Origin of the sequence: Streptomyces sp. NPDC052687 (assembly GCF_040678395.1) — a bacterium.
GTDB lineage: Bacteria > Actinomycetota > Actinomycetes > Streptomycetales > Streptomycetaceae > Streptomyces.
The window spans coordinates 106,314-124,593 of record NZ_JBFATR010000016.1 but is presented as its reverse complement, the minus strand read 5'-3'; the positions used below and the strand labels follow the sequence as shown (position 1 = coordinate 124,593).

The following is an 18,280-nucleotide window of genomic DNA, read 5'->3' as shown; positions in this document are numbered from 1 at the left end:
CACCCCGCCGAGGGGTCCGGTCCGGCAGCAACGGCTCAATGCGTGCCCACTGGGCGTCAGTCAACGACACACCCAGACCAACGATCCGATGATCCGAAGGAAACGGCCTAGGCGCACTTGAACTTGAAGTCACCGTCGGCGGAGGCCGTCGAGGGCGCGGTCACCTTCAGGTCCGCGAAGCTCGACTGCTCCGAGCCGGCGGCGGCATCAGGCCTCGCGGGGATGGTGAATTGCTTGGTCACCGTCTTCGACTCCTCGGGCCCCGTGAACTCGACCTTCTCCTGCGCATGGGTCTTGCCGGGCGTGGCCCACTGGTAGTTGACGGTGCCCTTTCCCTTGGCCTTGATGACACCCGTGGCGGTGAACTTCATCGCGTTCTTGCAGTCCGCCGTGGCGGGGGTCGCGCTGACGAAGTCCAGGTCGATGAGATCGACGGCGCCGGCCTTGTCCTTCGGCGGCGGCGGGGTGTCACACGAGACCTTCTGGTTCTTGCCCTTCGACTTGTAGAACACGGTGTACTCGCCGTACTCCACGTTCTTGAACGTCCGGTCGCCGTTGCGGTTCACCTTGCCCGAGACGGTCTCCTCGTCGGACGTGGCGCGCACGTGGGTGTTCTTCGGGAAGCTGTCGAGCACGAGGTTGTACGTGGGGCTGGCCTTCTTCCCCACCTGTTCGAGCTCACAGGACGGCCCGCCCTTCTGAGCGGGGACGGACCCCGGCGAGGCCGCGTGCGCGGCGACTGCGGGCGCGAAAGCCACCGCCGTGATCACCAGAGGGCTGAGGAGTGCTAGGCGACGTTGCCGATTCATGCTGCTACTTCCCTTCCTGGGACAGGGGTGGCCTGAGTGGCCCATAGGAAGCAACATCAGCGTGACCCGCCGGGCGTGACGCGAGCGTGACAGTGACGTGACCACGATCCGTCCCGTCCCTCATCCGATTGGTCTGCCATGACAGAAACCGTTCCCCACGGATCGCCCGCCGACCGGATAGACCTGGCGCCGGAGGCCTTCCCCGCCGACAGCCCCTTCGCCAACGAGGACCTGCGGCCCGTCCCGGTCTCCGAGCGCCGCTGGACGACGTACAACTTCGCCGCGCTGTGGATCTCCATGGCGCACTGCATCCCGAGCTGGACGCTCGCCTCGGGGCTGGTCGCGCTGGGCATGGACTGGAAGCAGGCGGTGTTCACCATCGCCCTCGCCAACGTCATCGTGCTGCTGCCGATGCTCGCCACCGGACACGCCGGACCCAAGTACGGCATCCCCTTCCCCGTCCTCGCCCGCGCCTCCTTCGGGCTGCGCGGCGCCAACGTGCCCGCGCTGATCCGCGCGGCCGTGGCCTGCGGCTGGTTCGGCATCCAGACCTGGATCGGCGGCAGCGGCGTCTTCCTGCTCGGCTCCAAGCTCACCGGCGGCGAGTGGGAGAACGCCGGGCGGATCGCGGGCAACCCGTGGCCGCTGTGGCTGTGCTTCCTGCTCTTCTGGGCCGTGCAGATCGCGATCATCCTGCGCGGTATGGACTTCCTGCGGCACTTCGAGAACTGGGCCGCGCCCTTCGTCCTCGTCGGCGCGTTCGCGCTGCTCGTCTGGATCGCCGTCCAGGCCGACGGCTTCGGCGAGCTGCTGTCGCAGCCGTCGAGGCTCGGCTGGGGCGCCGACTTCTGGCCGGTGTTCTTCCCGTCCCTCATGGGCATGATCGGTTTCTGGGCGACGCTGTCGCTGAACATCCCTGACTTCACGCGCTTCGGCGCCAGCCAGAAGGCGCAGACCTGGGGCCAGTCCCTCGGCCTGCCGACCACGATGACGCTGTTCGCGATCCTCGCCGTGCTGGTCACCTCCGGCAGCGAGGTGGTCTACGGCGAGCCGATCTGGGACCCGGTGACCCTCGCGGCCAAGGCCGACAACGTCTTCGGGCTGCTCTTCGCGCTCGTCACCGTGCTGGTCGCCACCGTCTCCGTGAACATCGCGGCCAACGTGGTCTCCCCGGCGTACGACCTCGCCAACCTGGCGCCGAGGCTCATCACCTTCCGCACCGGCGCGCTGATCACCGGTGTCGTCGGCGTCCTGATCTTCCCGTGGAAGCTGATCTCCACGCCCGAGTTCTACATCTTCACCTGGCTCGGCGTGGTCGGCGGGCTGCTCGGCACGGTCGCGGGCATCCTCATCGCCGACTACTGGATCGTCCGCCGTACGGTGCTGCACCTGGCGGACCTGTACACGCCCGGCGGGCGCTACTGGTACTCCGCCGGGTGGAACTGGCGGGCGCTGGTGGCCTTCGCGGCCGGGGGAGTGCTGGCGGTCGGCGGCTCGTACTCGACCGTCAACGCCGAGGGCGTGACCTCGGGCCCCTTCCCGGCGGACGGACTGATCCCGCCGCTCAAACCGCTCGCCGACTACGGCTGGGCGGTGGGACTCGCGGCGTCGCTGCTGCTGTACGTCGCGCTGATGCGGGCGGGACGGCAGCGGGCCGCCGTCTGAGGCCGTGCCGCGGGGTCAGCCCGTGCCGCCGGCCTCCGCCAGCGCGGCCACCGCCGCCTTCGCCGCCTTGATGGCGCCCTTGTTGATCTCGTCCGTGGAGGGCGCCGTCTTGTTCTCGAAGTCGGACCCGTTGTACGTCACGGTCACCAGCGCGTTCGCCGCGCGGACCAGCACCACGCCCTCGCGGGTCTGCTGCTTGTCCTCGGTGGTGAGGTTGACGACGGAGTACGCCGCGTCGCCGAGGCCCGGCACCGCCCCGCCGCCGCTCTTCTCCGCCTTGCGCGCGTCGTACTGCGCCGCCGCCTTCTCGTCCGAGTCGCTGATCTCGAACGAGACGTCGAGCCAGCGGTAGTCGTAGCCCTTGAGGGCGTTCCACGAGCAGGTGCGGCGCACCGAGGTGTCCGTGGACGGCAGCTCCTTCCCGGCCGGCCCGGCGCCCGGCACGAGGGAGGTGACCGTCTTCTCGGGCAGGCTGTCGCAGGGCGCCGGGGCCTCGGTGTACGTCTTGGGCGCCGCTGTCGTCGAGGGCGCGGACGTGGACCGGGTCCCGGTCCTGTCGGGCGCCTTGTCCTGGGTGGCGGTGGTCGCCTCGGGACCGGACGACAGAGCCCAGCCCGCGCAGGCGAGCACCGCGACCGGGGTCAGGCGCGCGGTGAGGGCGAGCGGCAGGGGAAGAGAACGCACGGCGCACTTCTCGTGGGGGTCGGTGCGGAGGGAGTCCGCACTGCGGACGGGACGACAGTGTCACATGAGTCCCCGTGGGGCGGAAGTGCCAACTCGCTGCGTGCCCGGGCGGTAACTCTGGCTCACCGACGGCGCGTTGTATGCCCGGTTATGTCACCCGTGTGTCCGCCCGCGGTGATCGATAGCCTGCGGGCGACCAGGTGATCCGGTCACCTGGGACCGACTCCGCGGAAGCGAGGTGCGACGCCGTATGTTCACCACCCGGCCCACGCTCCAGGGCACCTTCGGCATGGTGTCCTCCACCCACTGGCTGGCCTCCCAGTCGGCGATGGCGGTGCTGGAGGACTGCGGCAACGCCTACGACGCGGCGGTGGCGGGCGCGTTCGTGCTGCACGTCGTCGAGCCGCACCTCAACGGACCGGCCGGGGAGGTGCCGATCCTGCTCGCCCCGGCCGGCGGCGAGGTGCGGGTGCTGTGCGGGCAGGGGGTCGCGCCCGCCGGGGCGACGGTCGCGCACTACCGCGGCCTCGGACTGGACCTCGTCCCCGGCACCGGGCCGCTCGCCGCCGCCGTGCCCGGCGCGTTCGACGCCTGGATGCTGCTCCTGCGCGACCACGGCACCAAGTCCCTCGCCGACGTCCTGAAGTACGCCATCGGCTACGCCGAACACGGCCACCCGCCCGTCGAGAGCGTCGGCGCGACCGTCGCGACCGTGCGGGAGCTGTTCGAGACGGAGTGGACCTCGTCGGCGGAGGTCTACCTGCCCGGGGGCGAGCCGCCCCGCCCCGGTCGGCTGCTGCGCAACCCCGCCCTCGCCGCCACCTGGAAGCGGCTGCTCGCCGAGGTGTCCCGCGCGGGGGACCGGGAGGCGCAGATCGAGGCCGCGCGGGAGGTGTGGCGCACCGGCTTCATCGCCGAGGCCCTGATACGGCAGGCGCGGCGCCCCACCCTGGACACCAGCGGCGAGCACCACACCGGCACCCTCACGGCCGACGACCTCGCCGGCTGGTCGGCGTCCTACGAGACGCCCGTGACCTACGACTGGAACGGCTGGACCGTGTGCAAGGCCGGCCCCTGGAGCCAGGGCCCGGTCCTGCTCCAGCAGCTCGCCCTGCTCCCGCCCGACCTGCCCCCGTACGGCTCCGCCGGTTGCCTGCACCTGCTGATCGAGAACTCCAAGCTCGCCATGGCCGACCGGGAGGCCTGGTACGGCGACGCCGCCGAGGTGCCGCTCGACGCGCTGCTGTCGGACGCGTACAACGCCGGGCGGCGCGCCCTGGTGGGGGAGCGGGCCTCGTACGAGCTGCGGCCCGGCAGCCCGGAAGGGCGCGCGCCCCGGCTGTCCCGGTACGCGCGCGTGGAGGCCGCCGCGGCACGGGCCGGCGGCGCGGCGGGTGCCGGGGAGCCGACGGTCGCCCTGAGCGCCTCGCCGGTGCCGGGTGAGCCGGGTGAACCTGGCGAGCCGGGCAGGGGCGCGGCGTCCCGTGCGCCGGGCGAGCCGGTGGTCGGCGCTGACGGTGCCACCCGCGGGGACACCTGCCACCTGGACGTCGTCGACCGCTGGGGCAACATGGTCGCGGCCACGCCCAGCGGCGGCTGGCTCCAGTCCAACCCCGTCGTCCCCGAGCTGGGCTTCCCGCTCGGCACCCGGCTCCAGATGACCTGGCTGGAGGAGGGCCTGCCGAACACCCTCACCCCCGGGCGGCGGCCCCGCACCACCCTCACCCCGTCGATCGCCCTGCGCGACGGCGTCCCGGTGCTGGCGTTCGGCACTCCCGGCGGCGATCAGCAGGACCAGTGGCAGCTGCACTTCTTCCTGGCCGTCGCCCTGCGCTCCCCGGTGCGCGGCGGGCTCGACCTCCAGGGCGCCGTGGACGCGCCGAACTGGCACCAGGACAGCTTCCCCGGCTCCTTCTTCCCGCGCGGTATGCGGCCGGGCAGCGTGACGGTGGAGTCGCGCACGGACCCCGCGGTCGTCGCCGAGCTGCGGCGGCGTGGTCATCACGTCACCGTGGGTGACGCCTGGTCGGAGGGGCGGCTGTGCGCGGTCGCCCGCGACCCGGAGAGCGGTGTGCTGTCGGCGGCGGCGAATCCGCGCGGGATGCAGGGGTACGCGGTGGGCCGCTGACCGGCGTCCTCCGGCCGCTGACGGCGTCCTCCGGCCGCTGACCGCTGACCGGCCGCTGTCCTCCGACCGCCGGTGACGGCTCCCGAGCCGGCGGGTTCATCCCGATTCCATCGGGAGTGCACCGGCCGGGTGGGGATTGTCAGTGGCGCGTGCTCTCATGGAGGCATGATCGAAGAGAGCGGAACCATCGAGGAATTCCTCGCCCGGCACGCGTCCGACGTCGAGGAGGCGGTCCGCAAGGCGGCCGCCGCGGAGATCATGCCGCGCTTCCGGCAACTCGCCGCGCACGAGGTCGACCAGAAGAGCGGCCCGCACGACCTGGTGACGGACGCCGACCGCAAGGCGGAGCTGCATCTGACCGAGGCGCTGCGCACCCTGCTGCCCGGATCGGTCGTCGTCGGCGAGGAGGCGGTGCACGCCAACCCGGCGACCTACGAGGCGATACGGGGCGACGCGCCGGTGTGGATCGTCGACCCCGTCGACGGCACCCGGCAGTTCGTGCACGGCGAGGACGGCTTCTGCACCCTCGTCGCGCTCGCCCGGCACGGCGTGCTGCACGCCTCGTGGACGTTCGCGCCCGCCCGCGATCAACTCGCCACCGCGGTAAGGGGACAGGGCGCCTTCCTCGACGGCGAGCGGCTGTACGCGGGCCCGCCCACGCCCGGCCGGCACCTGCGCGTCGCCACCTCCCACCCGGACTACACCACGGACGAACAGAAGCGGGCCCTGCTCGCCCTGCGCACCGAGGGCGTCGCCCCGCGCCCGTGCGGCTCGGCCGGACTGGAGTATCTGGCCGTCGCCCGCGGCGAGTCCGACGCCGTCGCCTTCTCCTGGGAGGCGGCCTGGGATCACGCGGCGGGCCTGCTGCTCGTCGAGGAGGCGGGCGGCGCCCATCTGACCCGCACCGGCGAGCCGTTCCGCATCACCGGGGGCAACGACCTGCCGTTCACCGCCGCCCGCGACGCGGCGACGGCCCGCCGGATCGCCGCCCTGCTGGCCTCGCCGTGACGAGCGGTCCGCCGCCTGGCCCCGCCGCGGGGGAGTGGCAGTCCCGCGGCATATCCTGAAAGTCCAGTGCCCGTCGGCTGACGAAGGAGTCCGAAGGTGCCGTCGATCTTCGATGCGGTCGTGGTGGGGGCGGGGCCGAACGGCCTGACGGCTGCGGTCGAACTGGCCCGCCGGGGCTTCTCCGTGGCCCTGTTCGAGGCCCGGGGCACCGTCGGCGGGGGCGCCCGCACCGAGGAGCTGACCCTCCCCGGCTTCCGGCACGACCCGTGCGCCGCCGCCCACCCGCTCGGCATCAACTCCCCGGCCTTCCGCGCCCTCCCGCTGGAGCGGTACGGCCTGCGCTGGCTCCAGCCGGAGCTGCCCATGGCCCACCCCTTCCCGGACGGCACCGCGGCCGTGCTGGCCCGCTCGGTCGCCGAGACCGCCGCCTCCTTCGGCCCGCGCGACGCGGGCGCGTACCGCAGACTGGTCGAGCCGTTCCTGCCCCGGTGGGACACGCTGGTCCGGGACTTCATGTCCCTGCCGCTCACCGCGCTCCCGCGCGACCCGGTGACCCTCGCCCGCTTCGGCCTCGCCGGTCTGCCCCCGTCCACCTGGCTGACCCGCCGCTTCCGCGACGAGCGCGCCAAGACCCTCTTCGCCGGACTCGTCGCCCACGTCATGGCCCCCCTCACCGGGGTGGCCACCGGCGCCATCGGCCTGGTCTTCGCCCTCGCCGCGCACGCCCGCGGCTGGCCCGTCGCCCAGGGCGGCTCCCAGTCCCTCTCGGACGCCCTCGCCGCGTACCTGAAGGACCTCGGCGGCGCGATCCACACCGACTACGAGGTCAAGCGCCTCGACGACCTGCCGCCCGCCCGCGCCTACGTCTTCGACACCTCGCCCACCGCCCTGGCCCGGATCGCGGGCTTCGGCCGCTTCTACGACCACTACCGGTACGGCCCCGGAGCCTTCAAGATCGACTACGCGCTGGACGGCCCGGTCCCGTGGACCGCGCCCGAGGCCCGCCGGGCCGGCACCGTCCAGATCGGCGCCGACAGCGCGGAGATCGGCGCCGCCCTGCGCGCCGCCTCCCGTGAGGGCCGCGCCCCCGAGCGCCCCTTCCTGATCACCGTGCAGCCGAGCGTCGTCGACCCCACCCGCGCCCCCGCCGGCAAGCACGTCTTCTGGGCCTACGGCCACGTCCCGCACGGCTGGACCGGCGACCTCACCGACGCCCTCGAACGCCAACTGGAGCGCTTCGCCCCCGGGTTCCGCGACCGCGTCCTCGCCCGCGCCACCGCCGGCCCGCCCGAACTCGCCGCCCGCAACGCCAACTACGTCGGCGGCGACATCGCCACCGGCGCGGTCTCCGGACTCCAGGTCCTGCTGCGCCCCCGGCTGTCCCTGGCGCCGTACCGCACCCCGCACCCGGCGGTCTTCATCTGCTCGTCGGCCACCCCGCCCGGCCCCGGCGTGCACGGCATGTCCGGCCACAACGCGGCCAAGGCCGTCTGGAGAAGGCTGAGGCAGACGCCATGACCACCCTCACCCTCGTCCAGGGCGACATCACCCGCGAGAGCGCCGACGCCCTCGTCAACGCGGCCAACTCCTCCCTCCTCGGCGGCGGAGGCGTCGACGGCGCCATCCACCGCCGGGGCGGCCCCGCGATCCTGGAGGAGTGCCGCGCGCTCCGCGCCTCGGGCTACGGCAAGGGTCTGCCCACCGGACAGGCGGTCGCCACCACCGCGGGCGCGCTGCCCGCCCGCTGGGTCATCCACACCGTCGGCCCCGTCTGGTCCGCCACCGAGGACCGCTCCGCCCTCCTCGCCTCCTGCTACCGCGAGTCCCTGCGCGTGGCCGGTGAACTGGGCGCCCGCACGGTCGCCTTCCCGGCGATCTCCACCGGGGTCTACCGCTGGCCGATGGACGACGCCGCCCGCATCGCCGTCGAGACGGTCCGCGCCACCCCGACCCCGGTCGAGGAGGTCCGCTTCGTCCTCTTCGACGACCGGGCGTACGCGGCGTTCGCCCGGCAGCTCGGCTGAGGGGCGCGCGGGTTTCCCGCACCACCACCACCGCCGCTGGTCACGGCCTTCCCGGCGGCTGTGCGCCGGCGGTTCAGCGGGTCTGGGCGCGCTCCAGGCGGCGGGCCTTGAGACGGCGAGCGGGCGCCGCCGGGTCGGCGACCGTCCCGGCGGTCTGGGCGCGGGGCGCGGTCGTGGGCCTGCCGGTGTCGAGCCGGGCGGCGACACGGGCCAGGGTCCGGTCGCCGGGCCGGGCGGCGAGGTGGAAGTGCGAGACCTTCACCGGGGTGAGGTCGCCGCCCCAGACGACGGTGCCCTCGCAGTCCGCGAGGATGTCCCGCACGATCGCCTCCTGGTGGGGCCACAGCCCCTCGCTCCCGGCCAGTGGGTAGGCGGTGGGGTGGAGGGCCACGGCGGTCCCGGACAGGTGGTTCGACTCGAAGTCCGCCCCCAGGTCGCGGCGGGTGGTGTGGGCGGTGATGCCGCCGCCCTCGCCGGAGTCGAGCGGGGCGATCTCGTAGTGCCAGCGGCGCGCGACGTGCAGCAGCACCGCGGCGGCGTGCCCCTCGCGCAGGCGGACCGGCACCCCGGAGCCCTCGACGCGGAAGGCGGCGATGGCGCCGGGGTCGATCGGCCAGCCGTTGGCGGACCTCTTCCCCGTCCACCGGATGGTGTCCGGTTCCGTGCCGCCCGCGGCGTCGGGGGCGGCGACGGCCGGCGCGGGGGTCAGGGTGTGCTGCACGAGCGTGAGCGCGCCGGCGCCCGCGACGGCGCCCAGGAGACTGCGTCTGCTGATCATCGTGGAGTCCTCACTCGTCGGGTCAGGGCGTGACGGCGGAGACGCCGGGGTCGCCCCCCTGGCGCCAGATGTTGTGGTCCAGGCCCCAGCCGGGCTGGAAGTCGTACTCCCTGATCTGGTTGAACGACCAGTTCCGCGGCAGGGGGAAGCCGAGGTTCCCGGAGAAGCCCCAGGACATCCCCGAGACGAACGACCAGCGGGCCCCGGCCTCGTCCGAGACGCGGATGCAGACGTTGCGGGATCCGTAGACGCCGAAGGCGTACCGGCCGCCCAGCTCGGCGAGTCCGGCCTTGACGCCGTTGAAGTAGGGCACCACGTGGGTGCCGATCTCCTCGTCCGTCGCGTCGTAGTCGACCCCGAAGTAGATGCACGTGCCGGCGCCGATGCCGTGCTCGACGGCCTTCTGGTGGGCCTTCTTCCCCTGGTCGTAGCCCTTGTCGTAGGTGAAGTTCGCCAGCTGGGTGCCGTTGTACTGGAAGATCGGGAAGAACCTCAGCCCGGCGTTCAGGATGGTCTGCGGCTCGCCCGGCTTGAGGGCCTTGCCGAGGTAGTACGGGTCGCCCGGCGCGAGATGCTCGTCCAGGTACCGGCCGACGATCTGGTAGCCGTTCGCCTTGAGCAGCCGCCCGCGTTCGGCGGTGATCTCGGTGATGCAGTCGCAGCCGGCCGCGTCCCGCGCGACGTCACCGGAGGAGACGAGGAGCTGAGCCCACGTGGTGTAGTCGTTGTGGCCCGTGACGGGGATCTGGGAGAAACGCTGGAAGTCCATCAGCCACCCCACATGGGTGCCGGTCTGGGCGTCGATGGGGATGTCCTGAGGGAGGTATCCCCGTTCTCCCTGCGCGGTGTACGTGGGCGAGTTGAAGTAGCAGGCGGCACGGAACAGGTAGCGCAGGTCTCCGGTGAGGGTGGCCGAGCCCTTTCCCTTGAGCGCGGCCTGCGTGCCGGGACCGAAGTACCCGTTGATGGAGCCCATGGCGATGCCCAGCTCGTACTGGATGCCCATCATGAGCCCCTGCTGGACGTCGCGGGAGTAGACGCCGTCGCAGGGCACGAGATTCATCGCGGGAATGCCGATGCCCGCGACGTAGCGGGAGTTCAGCCGCTGCTGGATGCCCCGGATGTGGTCGTCACCGCCGGGCACCTTGCGGAACTGGTCCATCCGCATCAGGGCCCGCACGACGTGCGGCCACATGGCGTGACGCTTGTCGTCGTCCGCGTAGTCCAGCCCCATGTCCCGGTACAGGCGCTCCGTCGACTCCTGGGAGTCGGCGTCCCATCCGGTGAGGTCGAGCGAGGCCCAGTAACCCTTGCACCACAGGGCGCCGTTGTAGATCCGCTGGATGTTCTCACTGGGGTCCCGGTCCGGCATCACCCAGCGGTTCTTCACCGCGTTGAAGGTCCCGGGACCGAAGTTCTGCACCGTCGGGGATATACCGAGTTCGTGCTGGAGGCCCTGGGTCAGCGACAGCACCGTGGACCAGCCGGTACGGCCGTTCTCCGGGCACTTGATGTATCCGGGGGCGTCGCGGTAGGTCCGGTTCACCCACTTCTGCGTCCGGTAGACGTGGATGTCGCCGCCCACCCCCGTCCACGGCGCCGAGGGATCGATCGTCGATCCCGGGATCGCGTACATACCGAGGTCGCCGGGGCACGCGGTGTCGAAGTCGTGGCCGTGCGGAAATATCATCCCGCCGGTCCTCTTCGGAGCCTCGGTGCGCAGATGGTGGATCAGGTCCCTCATCGCGCGCAGCATGTCCTCGCCCACGGTGTCGTTGGAGCGGATCATGCCCACGATGGAGTAGAAGCCGGTGTTGCGCCCCACTCCGTCGACGTAGGCGTCGCCGTTTCCCTCACCGCGTTCGTATCCGCGGCCCTCGTAGACGTTGCCGTGACGGCAGACGAGGAAGTTGTACGCGATGTCTCCCTCGAATTTCGGCAGATGGTCCGCGTACACGCTCGCGATCTCTCTCCGGCAGTCCTCCTCCGTCTCGAGGTCGCTGGTGCTTCCCGCTCCTAGATAGTGGATGAACACCCCCATGTGTCCCGTCCAGTCACGGGTGGAGGGTCTGGGGGGCGACGAGGCGTGTTCCTGCGTCGATTCGCTCGCGTACTTGCCCCAGGTGGCGCGCTCGTTGATCGTGACGGACATGGCTCCTCGTTTCACCGTCGGTCCGGGGTGGGGTGCGGGGCGATGGACGGCCCCGGCGGCGCGGCGACCCGCGCCGCCGGGGACCGCGCGGGGCGTCAGCAGCCGTAGTGCGGGTCGTGGATGTAGTCCGCGTCGTCGGTGAACCAGTAGTGCCCGCTGATCGCGTTGTCGGCGTGGATGCCGTCGAGGAACTTCTCGTAGCCCAGGGACAGGTCGGCGTAGTAGTTGCCGGCCTCGATGCACAGCCGGGCCAGGTTCGTGCCGAGGTTGATGTCCCGCTTGAGCGCGACCTCGCTGTAGTAGCCGGGGAACCCGTTGTTCCAGACGGACGTCGCCCGGTCGTTGAAGCCGCCGCAGTCGTCGCCCCACCACTCGTCGTTGCGGTCCCACTTGCAGTAGTCGCCCTCGAAGTAGGGCAGGTCGAAGGCGTAGAGGTAGCCGTCCGCGTCCGCCGCGGCCACCGTGCTCAGATCCGCCCCGGACCGTACCGGGGTCGGCGCGCCCGGCTTCGGCGCGGGTGATCCCGCGGCCGCCGCGGGGACCGCCGGGCCGGCGAGCCCGACGAGTGCCGCCGCCGTCAGGGCCAGGGCGGTGCGTGCGTACTGCCTGATGCCGTTCATGTCGTACCTCGTCCCCTCAAGGTGTCCTGCCGCGGCGGGTCTTCGCCGCGGACGATCCGTTCCGCCTTCGGCAGGGCGGCCAGCCGCATGCCGCGGGCGTTGGCGACATCGGCCCGGTACTGTGCGCGCAGTGCGGAGAGGTGCCGCCGCTCGGCGTCCGCCGCGGCCTCCGCCAGGCCGGAGGAGACCGCGCAGTCGGCCTCGGCGACGGCGTACCGGATCTCCTCGGCCTCGGGCGCCGACGTGCCCAGCGCGGCCCGCAGGCGGTGCGGCGAGGCGTGGGGCAGCCCGCGCCCGGCCACGCATGCCGACCAGTCCCGCAGCGCCTCGGTGACCGCCGGATCGGCCTCCGCGCGGCTCAGGGCCAGCGACACGACGTCGCGGTCCACCGCGTCGGCGCCGAACCACGTGCGGAAGTCGCCGTACAGCTCACCGCGGGCCTCGCTGGTGCAGCCGCGGGTGCTGCGCCCGGTGGTCATGCCGCTGGGGAGCGTCACCTCGACGGTGTCCCGGCCGCCGCCCTGCCACGCGCGCAGCGCCGCCGCCCGCCGCTGTGGTGTCAGGCCGCGGACGTACCGCTCCACCGGGTCCTCCGCGCGGGCAGCGGCGCTCTGTCCGGGAGTGCCGACCAGGGAGCCGTAGCCGTGTTCGCGCGCCCATGCGGTGTCGGCGAGGACGAGGCGCATCGGCGGCGGCGGAGGCCCGGTCCGCGCCGGCTCGGGCACGGGCGGGAGGTCGAACCCGGCCCGCGCCATGCACCGCCGCTCCAGCACCAGCTCGGCCCGGCGCAGCGTCGCCGACTCCTCGGCCGTGACCTCGCGCGGCAGCGCCCGCTCCGGCCCGGCGTCCGGCGCGGCCGGCTCCCGGGCCGGCCCGCAGGCCACGAGTACGCCGAGCAACAGCACCGACAGCACACCGAATCCGCGCACGGTTTCCCCCTCACCCGCTGTGTGAACACTCCGCGGGCGCGGGGCGTGTGCGGCGGCCCCGGCCCGACGGCCGACGGCGGGGCGCCGTGTTCCGGTCCCGGTCGAGGACCGCGGCGCCTGCCGTGGGTGTCTCCTCCGGCCCGTGCCTGCGCGGTTCTCCCGCACACGGACCGTCGTTCGGTCGTCACTTGGTCACCGTCAGCCTGGCAACGACTCCGTCACCCCGCACCCACTTTCGGGCTCACCCGAAACACCCCCGTGGGCGCTGCCCGCGTCTTCGGCCGCGTACGACTGTCAGACCCGCGTGAGACTCTTGGCAGACAGTCGACAGCTGGTCGCCCACGGGGGGTACTGCCTGTGCTGCACGTCCATTTCTCCACGGAGGATCTGGGTCGGGTGCGACTCGCTCCGCAGCCGGACCCGGTCTGGGAAATGCTGCTGAGCCTGCACGCGCTCGGCGGTTCCCCGGACCACATCGTGTTCGGCCCCTGGCGGGCCGAGACGCTGACCGGCCCCGATCCGTCGATCTCCCTGCTCCTCCAACTGGCGCCGCCGCGCGGCTACTCGCCCGACTTCCTCACCCCGGCCGCGGGCGCCGACCTGGAGTCGGCCCTGGAGGCCGTGATGAGCGTCGACCGCGCGCGGCTGCGCGCCGAACTGGCCCTGCTGGCCGCCCAGCGCGGGCAGACGCCGTGGCTGCGGCGGATGGCCGAGGGCGACGCGGCGGCGATGCGCGAGCTGGGCGCGGCCATGTTCCGGTACCACCAGCGGGTGCTCTCGCGTTCGTGGCACCGCATACGCGCCGTGGTCGAGGCCGAACGCACCATGCGCGTGCGGGACTTCCTCGACGGTGGCGTGGAACGGCTGCTGGGCACCATCCATCCGCTGGTCCGCTGGGACCCGCCGGTGCTCAAGGTGGACTACCCGGTGCGCCAGGACCTGGTCCTGAACGGGCGGGGGCTGCTGCTGATCCCCTCCTACTTCTGCTGGGGCAGGCCGGTCACGCTGCTCGACGACGGGCTGGACCCCGTGCTGGTCTACCCCGCGAACCGCGGCCTGCAGCTCCTCACGGAGGACTCCGCGGTGCCGGGCCCCGTGGCTCTGGCCCGCCTCCTGGGGCGTACCCGCGCCGCGGTCCTGGAGGAGGTCACGGCGTCCGGCGGCACGACGGGAGGGGGGATCGCCCGGCGGCTGGGGGTCTCGGCCGCCTCCGCCAGCGAGCACGCCGCCGTCCTGCGCGAGGCCGGTCTGATCCTCAGCCGCCGGGTGGCCAACACCGTGTGGCACACCGCGACCCCGCTCGGCCGGGCCCTCGCCGAGGGGAGCCGTCCCGCGGAGGGACTTCACATCTCGGGCGGCGTCCTCCCCCAGCCCCAGCCGGCCGCGCGCCCGACCACCCCGCGTGTGGACGCGAGCGCGGTGTGAGGGACCGCGCTGTCAGTGGTGCTCGGGAGGCTCGCGGCCGCTTCGTCTCGACTGCCCCGACCGCGCCGACAGACCCGCCGGAGGCCCCCGGTGACCTCGGTCCACGACTTCGCGACGTACCTGGAGCCGGGGCCGCGCGAGTGGCGGGTCCTGCTCGACGCGCGGGCCGTGCCGCGGGGGCTGCTTGCCGCGGGCATCGAGGGGCGCGCGCGGGCCGTGCCGCGGGGGCTGCTCGCCGCCGGCATCGAGGTGCGCGGCGACCGGGACCCGCTGCCGGTCGTGGAGCTCGCCGACGAGATCCTGGCCCTGTGGGACCGCCCCCGATAGCGCACACGGTCGTCGAGAGGAGCCTCGGCCCCGCGCGGTGAGCGCGGCCGGCCCTCGTCACCAGGTGCGGCCCGCCTCCAGGAGGAGATCGCGGACCCGGACCACGTCCGGGTTGTCGGGGCGGCCGGGGCGCTGGACCAGATAGGCGGTGTTGATGGGCGGATCCTCCGGTTCGAGCAACGGCACCAGCGCCCCCGAGGCCAGCTCCTCCTGGCAGAGGTAGCGCGGCAGCACGGTGAACCCGGCCCCCGCGACGACCGCGGCGAGCACCCCGCGCAGATCCGGGACGGTGAGGGCGGCGGGCCGGGACAGCCGGGTGCCGAAGACATGGCGCCAGTAGCGGCGGACGATGGGCACGTCCTCCGCGTACGAGACGAGCGGGACGTCCCGCAGCGCGTCGGGGCCGTCGGCGGCGCCGCGGTCCGCCGCCCGGCCGGCCCACCGGGGCGCGGCGACGAGGACGAACTCCTCGTCCATCAGGGGCATGGCGGTCAGGGTGCGCCCGCGCGGCCGGTAGGTGGCGATGACCAGGTCGTGGTGTCCGGCGCGCAGCTCCTCCAGCAGCGGGTCGGTCAGGCCGGGGGTCAGCCGCAGCCGCAGCCCCTCGGCGGTCAGCGGGGCGAGGGCCGGCAGCACCCGCAGGCACATCAGCTCGGCGGGCCCCGCCAGATGCACCGGCGCGGTCCGCTCGGCGGCACCCGGTTCCAGCCCGGTGGCCGCGGCGAGCGCGTCGAGCGGGGCGGCCACCCGGGCGGCGAGATCGTGCGCGACGGCGGTCGGGGTGACGCCCCGCGGCAGCCGCTGGAACAGCTCCCGCCCCGACTGCCGTTCCAGCGCCCGGATCTGCGTGGTCACGGTGGGCTGTGACACGCCGAGCAGTCCCGCGGCGGCGGTGAACGAACCCGAGCGGTACACCGCCAGGAAGGTGCGCAGCAGGTTCAGGTCCGCCGCCGGATGGGGCGCGGGCGCCTCGGGGGCGCCGCCCGCCGGGCCATCGGGATTCCTATGTCTCACAGGGTCGACCCTAGTCGTTCCCTATCGCACCGCCACGGGACCGGGCGCGCGCCTCCAGCACCCGCAGCGCCCGCTCGCCCCAGCGGATGTTCTCCTCCTCGAAGGACACCCCGCGCAGCAGCGTCAGATACGGCCCGACACGCTCGGCGCGGGCCAGGTACTCCTCCTCGTCCCGCCCCTGCAGCAGCCGTTCCCGCAGCCGCTCGTAGCGGGCGAGCTTGGCCCGCGCCCAGGCGACGCGCTCCGCGACGTCCGCGCGTACGGCGTCGAGGTCGCCCAGGTCGGCGCACTGCACCTTGACCAGCAGGCCGTCCCGGATCGCGGTGGGCTTGCCGATCGGGTCGGCGACGTAGGAGCGCAGGGCCGCGTATCCGGCCTCGGTGAGGGAGAACATCCGCTTGTCCGGGCGCCGCTCCTGGCGCACCACGCGCGTGCTGACCAGGCCTTCCCGTTCCATGCGGTCCAGTTCCCGGTAGAGCTGCTGGGGTGTGGCGGTCCAGAAGTTGGCCACCGAGGCGTCGAAGCTCTTGGCCAGGTCGTACCCGGAGGCCTCTCCCTCCAGCAGGGCCGCCATCACGGCATTGCGCAGAGCCATGACCTCACCCTACTCTCCAGTGCACCTATTCAATTCGTTGACTATGGAGAGGGGCGGTCCGCCCATGCACCCGTTCCGCAAGGCCGTCGAGGACCGCGACACCCGGGCGCTGGAGGCGCTGCTGGCGGACGACGTGGTCTTCACCAGCCCCGTCGCCTTCAAGCCGTACGAGGGCAAGGCCATCACCGCGGCGATCCTGCGCGGTGTGATGCGCGTCTTCGAGGACTTCGCCTACGTGCGCGAGATCGCCGACCCCGCCGGCCGCGACCACGCCTTCGTGTTCACCGCCACCGTGAACGGCAAGCGGATCCACGGCTGCGACTTCCTGCACTTCGACGACGAGGGGCGCATCGACGACTTCACCGTCATGGTCCGCCCCCTCTCCGCCGCGCGGGCCCTGTCCGAGGCGATGGGCGCGCAGTTCGACCGCATCGCGGCGGAGGCGGCGGGCGCGGCCTGACGCCGCGTCCCGCCGCCTGCGGGCGCGCTCAGCCCAGCTTCTTCAGCAGTTCCGCGGCCAGCGGTGCGGAGGACGCCGGGTTCTGGCCGGTGACGAGGTTGCGGTCCACGATCACGTTCGGGGCCCACGGCTCACCGGCGCGGACGTCGAGACCGGCCTCGGTGAGACGGGTCTGCAGGAGCCACTTCGCCTTGTCGGCGAGGCCGCCCTGCACCTCCTCGGCGTCCGTGAAGGCGGCCACGCGGTAGCCGGCGAACGCGTTGGAGCCGTCCTCGCGGGTGGCGGCGAGCAGCGCGGCCGGGCCGTGGCAGACGACACCGAGCGGCTTGCCGGAGTCGAGCGCCTCGACCAGCAGCCGGCCGGAGGTCTCGTCGACGGCCAGGTCCTCCATCGGGCCGTGACCGCCGGGGTAGAAGACGGCCGCGTACTCGTCGAGGACGACGTCCTCCAGCCGGACGGGCCGTTCCAGCTCGGTCATCGCGGCCAGCGCCGCCGCGATCCGGTCGGCGCCCTCCTGGCCCCCGTTGACCTCGGCGGCCAGGCTGGCCTTGTCGACCGTCGGCACGACCCCGCCCGGCGTCGCGACGACGATCTCGTGTCCGGCGGCCTTGAACGCCTCGTACGGTGCGACGGCCTCCTCGGCCCAGAAGCCGGTGGGGTGCAGGGTGCCGTCGGCGAGCGTCAAGTGGTCGGCGCCGGTCATCACGAAAAGGATCTTCGACATGCTGTTTCTCCCGGAAGGGGGGTGCTCAGGATGTCGTCGACGTTAGGCCTGCCCGCGGGGGCTTTTCCAATGATGAATCCGATGTCCGGCATAGGCAGGCCGATGGATGCGCGGGAATAACCCGGACGGCTCCTCAGCGGGAGGTCGGCGCGGGGGTCGGCGAGGGTGACGGCGCCGCCGTGTTGATGTTCAGGTTCGGCCGCGGCTCCAGCGCGAGCACCGGCGCGCCCGGCTGCGGCGGGGGCGGGGTCAGCTGCTCCTGGGGGAGCTTCGGCGGGGAGGTCTGCTGGAAGTTGACCTGCTCGTGATTGACCAGCCCGGTCTTCTCCAGAACGGTGATGTGGTCCAGGACCGTGTCGTTGGCCTGGTCGGCGAGTTGCCGCACCAGGCTGTTGCGGGTGTTCGCGCGGACCTTGGCGACGACCGGGAAGATCTGCCCGTGCGTCACCCGCATGATGGTGACCGCCGTCGAGTCGAACTGCCGGCCGTTCTCCGCGGCCGCCGTCGCCACGAACTGCTGCTGCTGGGGACTGGCCTGGTTGGGCAGGGTGATGCCCAGCTCCGGCGCGATCCGGCGGCATGTCTCGTCCAGCCGGGCGTGACCGACGATCAGATGCGCGCCGGCCTCCTTCATCTCCGGCGTGGTGCCCCGCTCCATCGCCAGCTCGCCCAGCGGGTACTCCCACAGCCCCGCCGCCCGCACCTTCACCACGAAGTCACGGTCGGCCTCGGTCAGCGGACCGTAGCGGGTGTTGGCGATGATGCGGTCCGCCGTCGTGGACGTGTTCTCCACTCCGAGCATGGCGGGATACGCCAGCGCCGCCAGGGTCAGACCCAGCGCGCCGAACACGAAGACGCTTCCTGCCGTGTTGCGGGACATCCGCATGCTGCCTCCAGACGCGAGCGGGTGGTACGCCAGGAGGTACGCAAAAGCCGGG

At 72.9% G+C, this 18,280-nt stretch carries 17 protein-coding genes and 1 pseudogene; 8 read left to right on the top strand and 10 right to left on the bottom strand.

What is annotated here, in order from left to right; genetic code table 11:
* Positions 1-107: 107 nt before the first annotated feature.
* Complete coding sequence (locus AB0K92_RS16530; RefSeq protein WP_365923385.1) at positions 108-668, bottom strand: hypothetical protein; 561 nt, start codon at positions 666-668, stop codon at positions 108-110.
* A 279-nt stretch (positions 669-947) separates the two neighbouring features.
* On the opposite strand from AB0K92_RS16530, the gene AB0K92_RS16525 reads away from it, so the two are divergent.
* The gene (locus AB0K92_RS16525; protein ID WP_365923383.1) at positions 948-2,474 is read left to right on the top strand and encodes an NCS1 family nucleobase:cation symporter-1; all 1,527 of its coding nucleotides are present in this window, start codon (positions 948-950) and stop codon (positions 2,472-2,474) included.
* A gap of 15 nt (positions 2,475-2,489) precedes the next feature.
* Here the strand turns inward: AB0K92_RS16525 and AB0K92_RS16520 are convergent, their stop codons facing one another.
* Positions 2,490-3,158, bottom strand: a complete 669-nt coding sequence (locus AB0K92_RS16520; protein WP_365923381.1) for a hypothetical protein — start codon at positions 3,156-3,158, stop codon at positions 2,490-2,492.
* Between the two features lie 250 nt (positions 3,159-3,408).
* On the opposite strand from AB0K92_RS16520, the gene AB0K92_RS16515 reads away from it, so the two are divergent.
* The 4 genes from AB0K92_RS16515 to AB0K92_RS16500 all read left to right on the top strand — a co-directional run bounded on the left by AB0K92_RS16515 (position 3,409) and on the right by AB0K92_RS16500 (position 8,318).
* Positions 3,409-5,286 carry a gamma-glutamyltransferase gene (locus tag AB0K92_RS16515; protein WP_365923379.1) on the top strand — a complete coding sequence of 626 codons (1,878 nt, stop codon included), beginning with the start codon at positions 3,409-3,411 and terminating at the stop codon, positions 5,284-5,286.
* 165 nt (positions 5,287-5,451) lie between these two features.
* Positions 5,452-6,294 carry an inositol monophosphatase family protein gene (locus AB0K92_RS16510; protein ID WP_365923377.1) on the top strand — a complete coding sequence of 281 codons (843 nt, stop codon included), beginning with the start codon at positions 5,452-5,454 and terminating at the stop codon, positions 6,292-6,294.
* A 105-nt stretch (positions 6,295-6,399) separates the two neighbouring features.
* Positions 6,400-7,812, top strand: coding sequence for an NAD(P)/FAD-dependent oxidoreductase (locus tag AB0K92_RS16505; protein ID WP_365923395.1), 1,413 nt, complete (start codon positions 6,400-6,402; stop codon positions 7,810-7,812).
* Positions 7,809-8,318, top strand: coding sequence for an O-acetyl-ADP-ribose deacetylase (locus tag AB0K92_RS16500; RefSeq protein WP_365923375.1), 510 nt, complete (start codon positions 7,809-7,811; stop codon positions 8,316-8,318). The genes AB0K92_RS16505 and AB0K92_RS16500 overlap by 4 nt, the downstream gene beginning before the upstream one ends.
* A gap of 73 nt (positions 8,319-8,391) precedes the next feature.
* On the opposite strand, the gene AB0K92_RS16495 is transcribed toward AB0K92_RS16500, so the two are convergent.
* From AB0K92_RS16495 to AB0K92_RS16480, 4 genes are all read right to left on the bottom strand, one after another.
* Positions 8,392-9,096, bottom strand: a complete 705-nt coding sequence (locus AB0K92_RS16495; RefSeq protein ID WP_365923373.1) for a hypothetical protein — start codon at positions 9,094-9,096, stop codon at positions 8,392-8,394.
* Between the two features lie 22 nt (positions 9,097-9,118).
* A complete protein-coding gene (locus tag AB0K92_RS16490; RefSeq protein ID WP_365923371.1) occupies positions 9,119-11,248 on the bottom strand; it encodes a glycoside hydrolase domain-containing protein in 2,130 nt (709 codons plus the stop codon).
* A 95-nt stretch (positions 11,249-11,343) separates the two neighbouring features.
* Positions 11,344-11,868 carry a hypothetical protein gene (locus AB0K92_RS16485; protein WP_365923369.1) on the bottom strand — a complete coding sequence of 175 codons (525 nt, stop codon included), beginning with the start codon at positions 11,866-11,868 and terminating at the stop codon, positions 11,344-11,346.
* Positions 11,865-12,797, bottom strand: coding sequence for a hypothetical protein (locus AB0K92_RS16480; RefSeq protein WP_365923367.1), 933 nt, complete (start codon positions 12,795-12,797; stop codon positions 11,865-11,867). Before AB0K92_RS16480 ends, AB0K92_RS16485 begins: the two co-directional genes overlap by 4 nt.
* Before the next feature lie 396 nt (positions 12,798-13,193).
* Here AB0K92_RS16480 and AB0K92_RS16475 point away from each other — a divergent pair, with 396 nt between their 5' ends.
* Both AB0K92_RS16475 and AB0K92_RS16470 read left to right on the top strand, forming a co-directional pair.
* Positions 13,194-14,222, top strand: coding sequence for an ArsR family transcriptional regulator (locus tag AB0K92_RS16475; protein WP_365923365.1), 1,029 nt, complete (start codon positions 13,194-13,196; stop codon positions 14,220-14,222).
* A gap of 117 nt (positions 14,223-14,339) precedes the next feature.
* Positions 14,340-14,590, top strand: a pseudogene (locus tag AB0K92_RS16470) (hypothetical protein); the annotation flags it as partial.
* 16 nt (positions 14,591-14,606) lie between these two features.
* On the opposite strand, the gene AB0K92_RS16465 reads toward AB0K92_RS16470, so the two are convergent.
* Entirely contained in the window at positions 14,607-15,563 is a 957-nt protein-coding gene (locus AB0K92_RS16465; RefSeq protein WP_365923363.1) for a LysR family transcriptional regulator, read from the bottom strand.
* A 10-nt stretch (positions 15,564-15,573) separates the two neighbouring features.
* Complete coding sequence (locus tag AB0K92_RS16460; RefSeq protein WP_365923361.1) at positions 15,574-16,158, bottom strand: PadR family transcriptional regulator; 585 nt, start codon at positions 16,156-16,158, stop codon at positions 15,574-15,576.
* 64 nt (positions 16,159-16,222) lie between these two features.
* On the opposite strand from AB0K92_RS16460, the gene AB0K92_RS16455 reads away from it, so the two are divergent.
* The gene (locus AB0K92_RS16455) at positions 16,223-16,618 is read left to right on the top strand and encodes a nuclear transport factor 2 family protein (RefSeq protein WP_365923359.1); all 396 of its coding nucleotides are present in this window, start codon (positions 16,223-16,225) and stop codon (positions 16,616-16,618) included.
* 28 nt (positions 16,619-16,646) lie between these two features.
* Here AB0K92_RS16455 and AB0K92_RS16450 read toward each other — a convergent pair whose 3' ends face one another.
* Positions 16,647-17,342, bottom strand: a complete 696-nt coding sequence (locus AB0K92_RS16450) for a type 1 glutamine amidotransferase domain-containing protein (protein WP_365923357.1) — start codon at positions 17,340-17,342, stop codon at positions 16,647-16,649.
* A 133-nt stretch (positions 17,343-17,475) separates the two neighbouring features.
* Positions 17,476-18,228 (bottom strand): DUF4142 domain-containing protein, encoded by a 753-nt coding sequence (locus AB0K92_RS16445; RefSeq protein ID WP_365923355.1) that lies wholly within the window; start codon positions 18,226-18,228, stop codon positions 17,476-17,478.
* Positions 18,229-18,280: the final 52 nt, after the last annotated feature.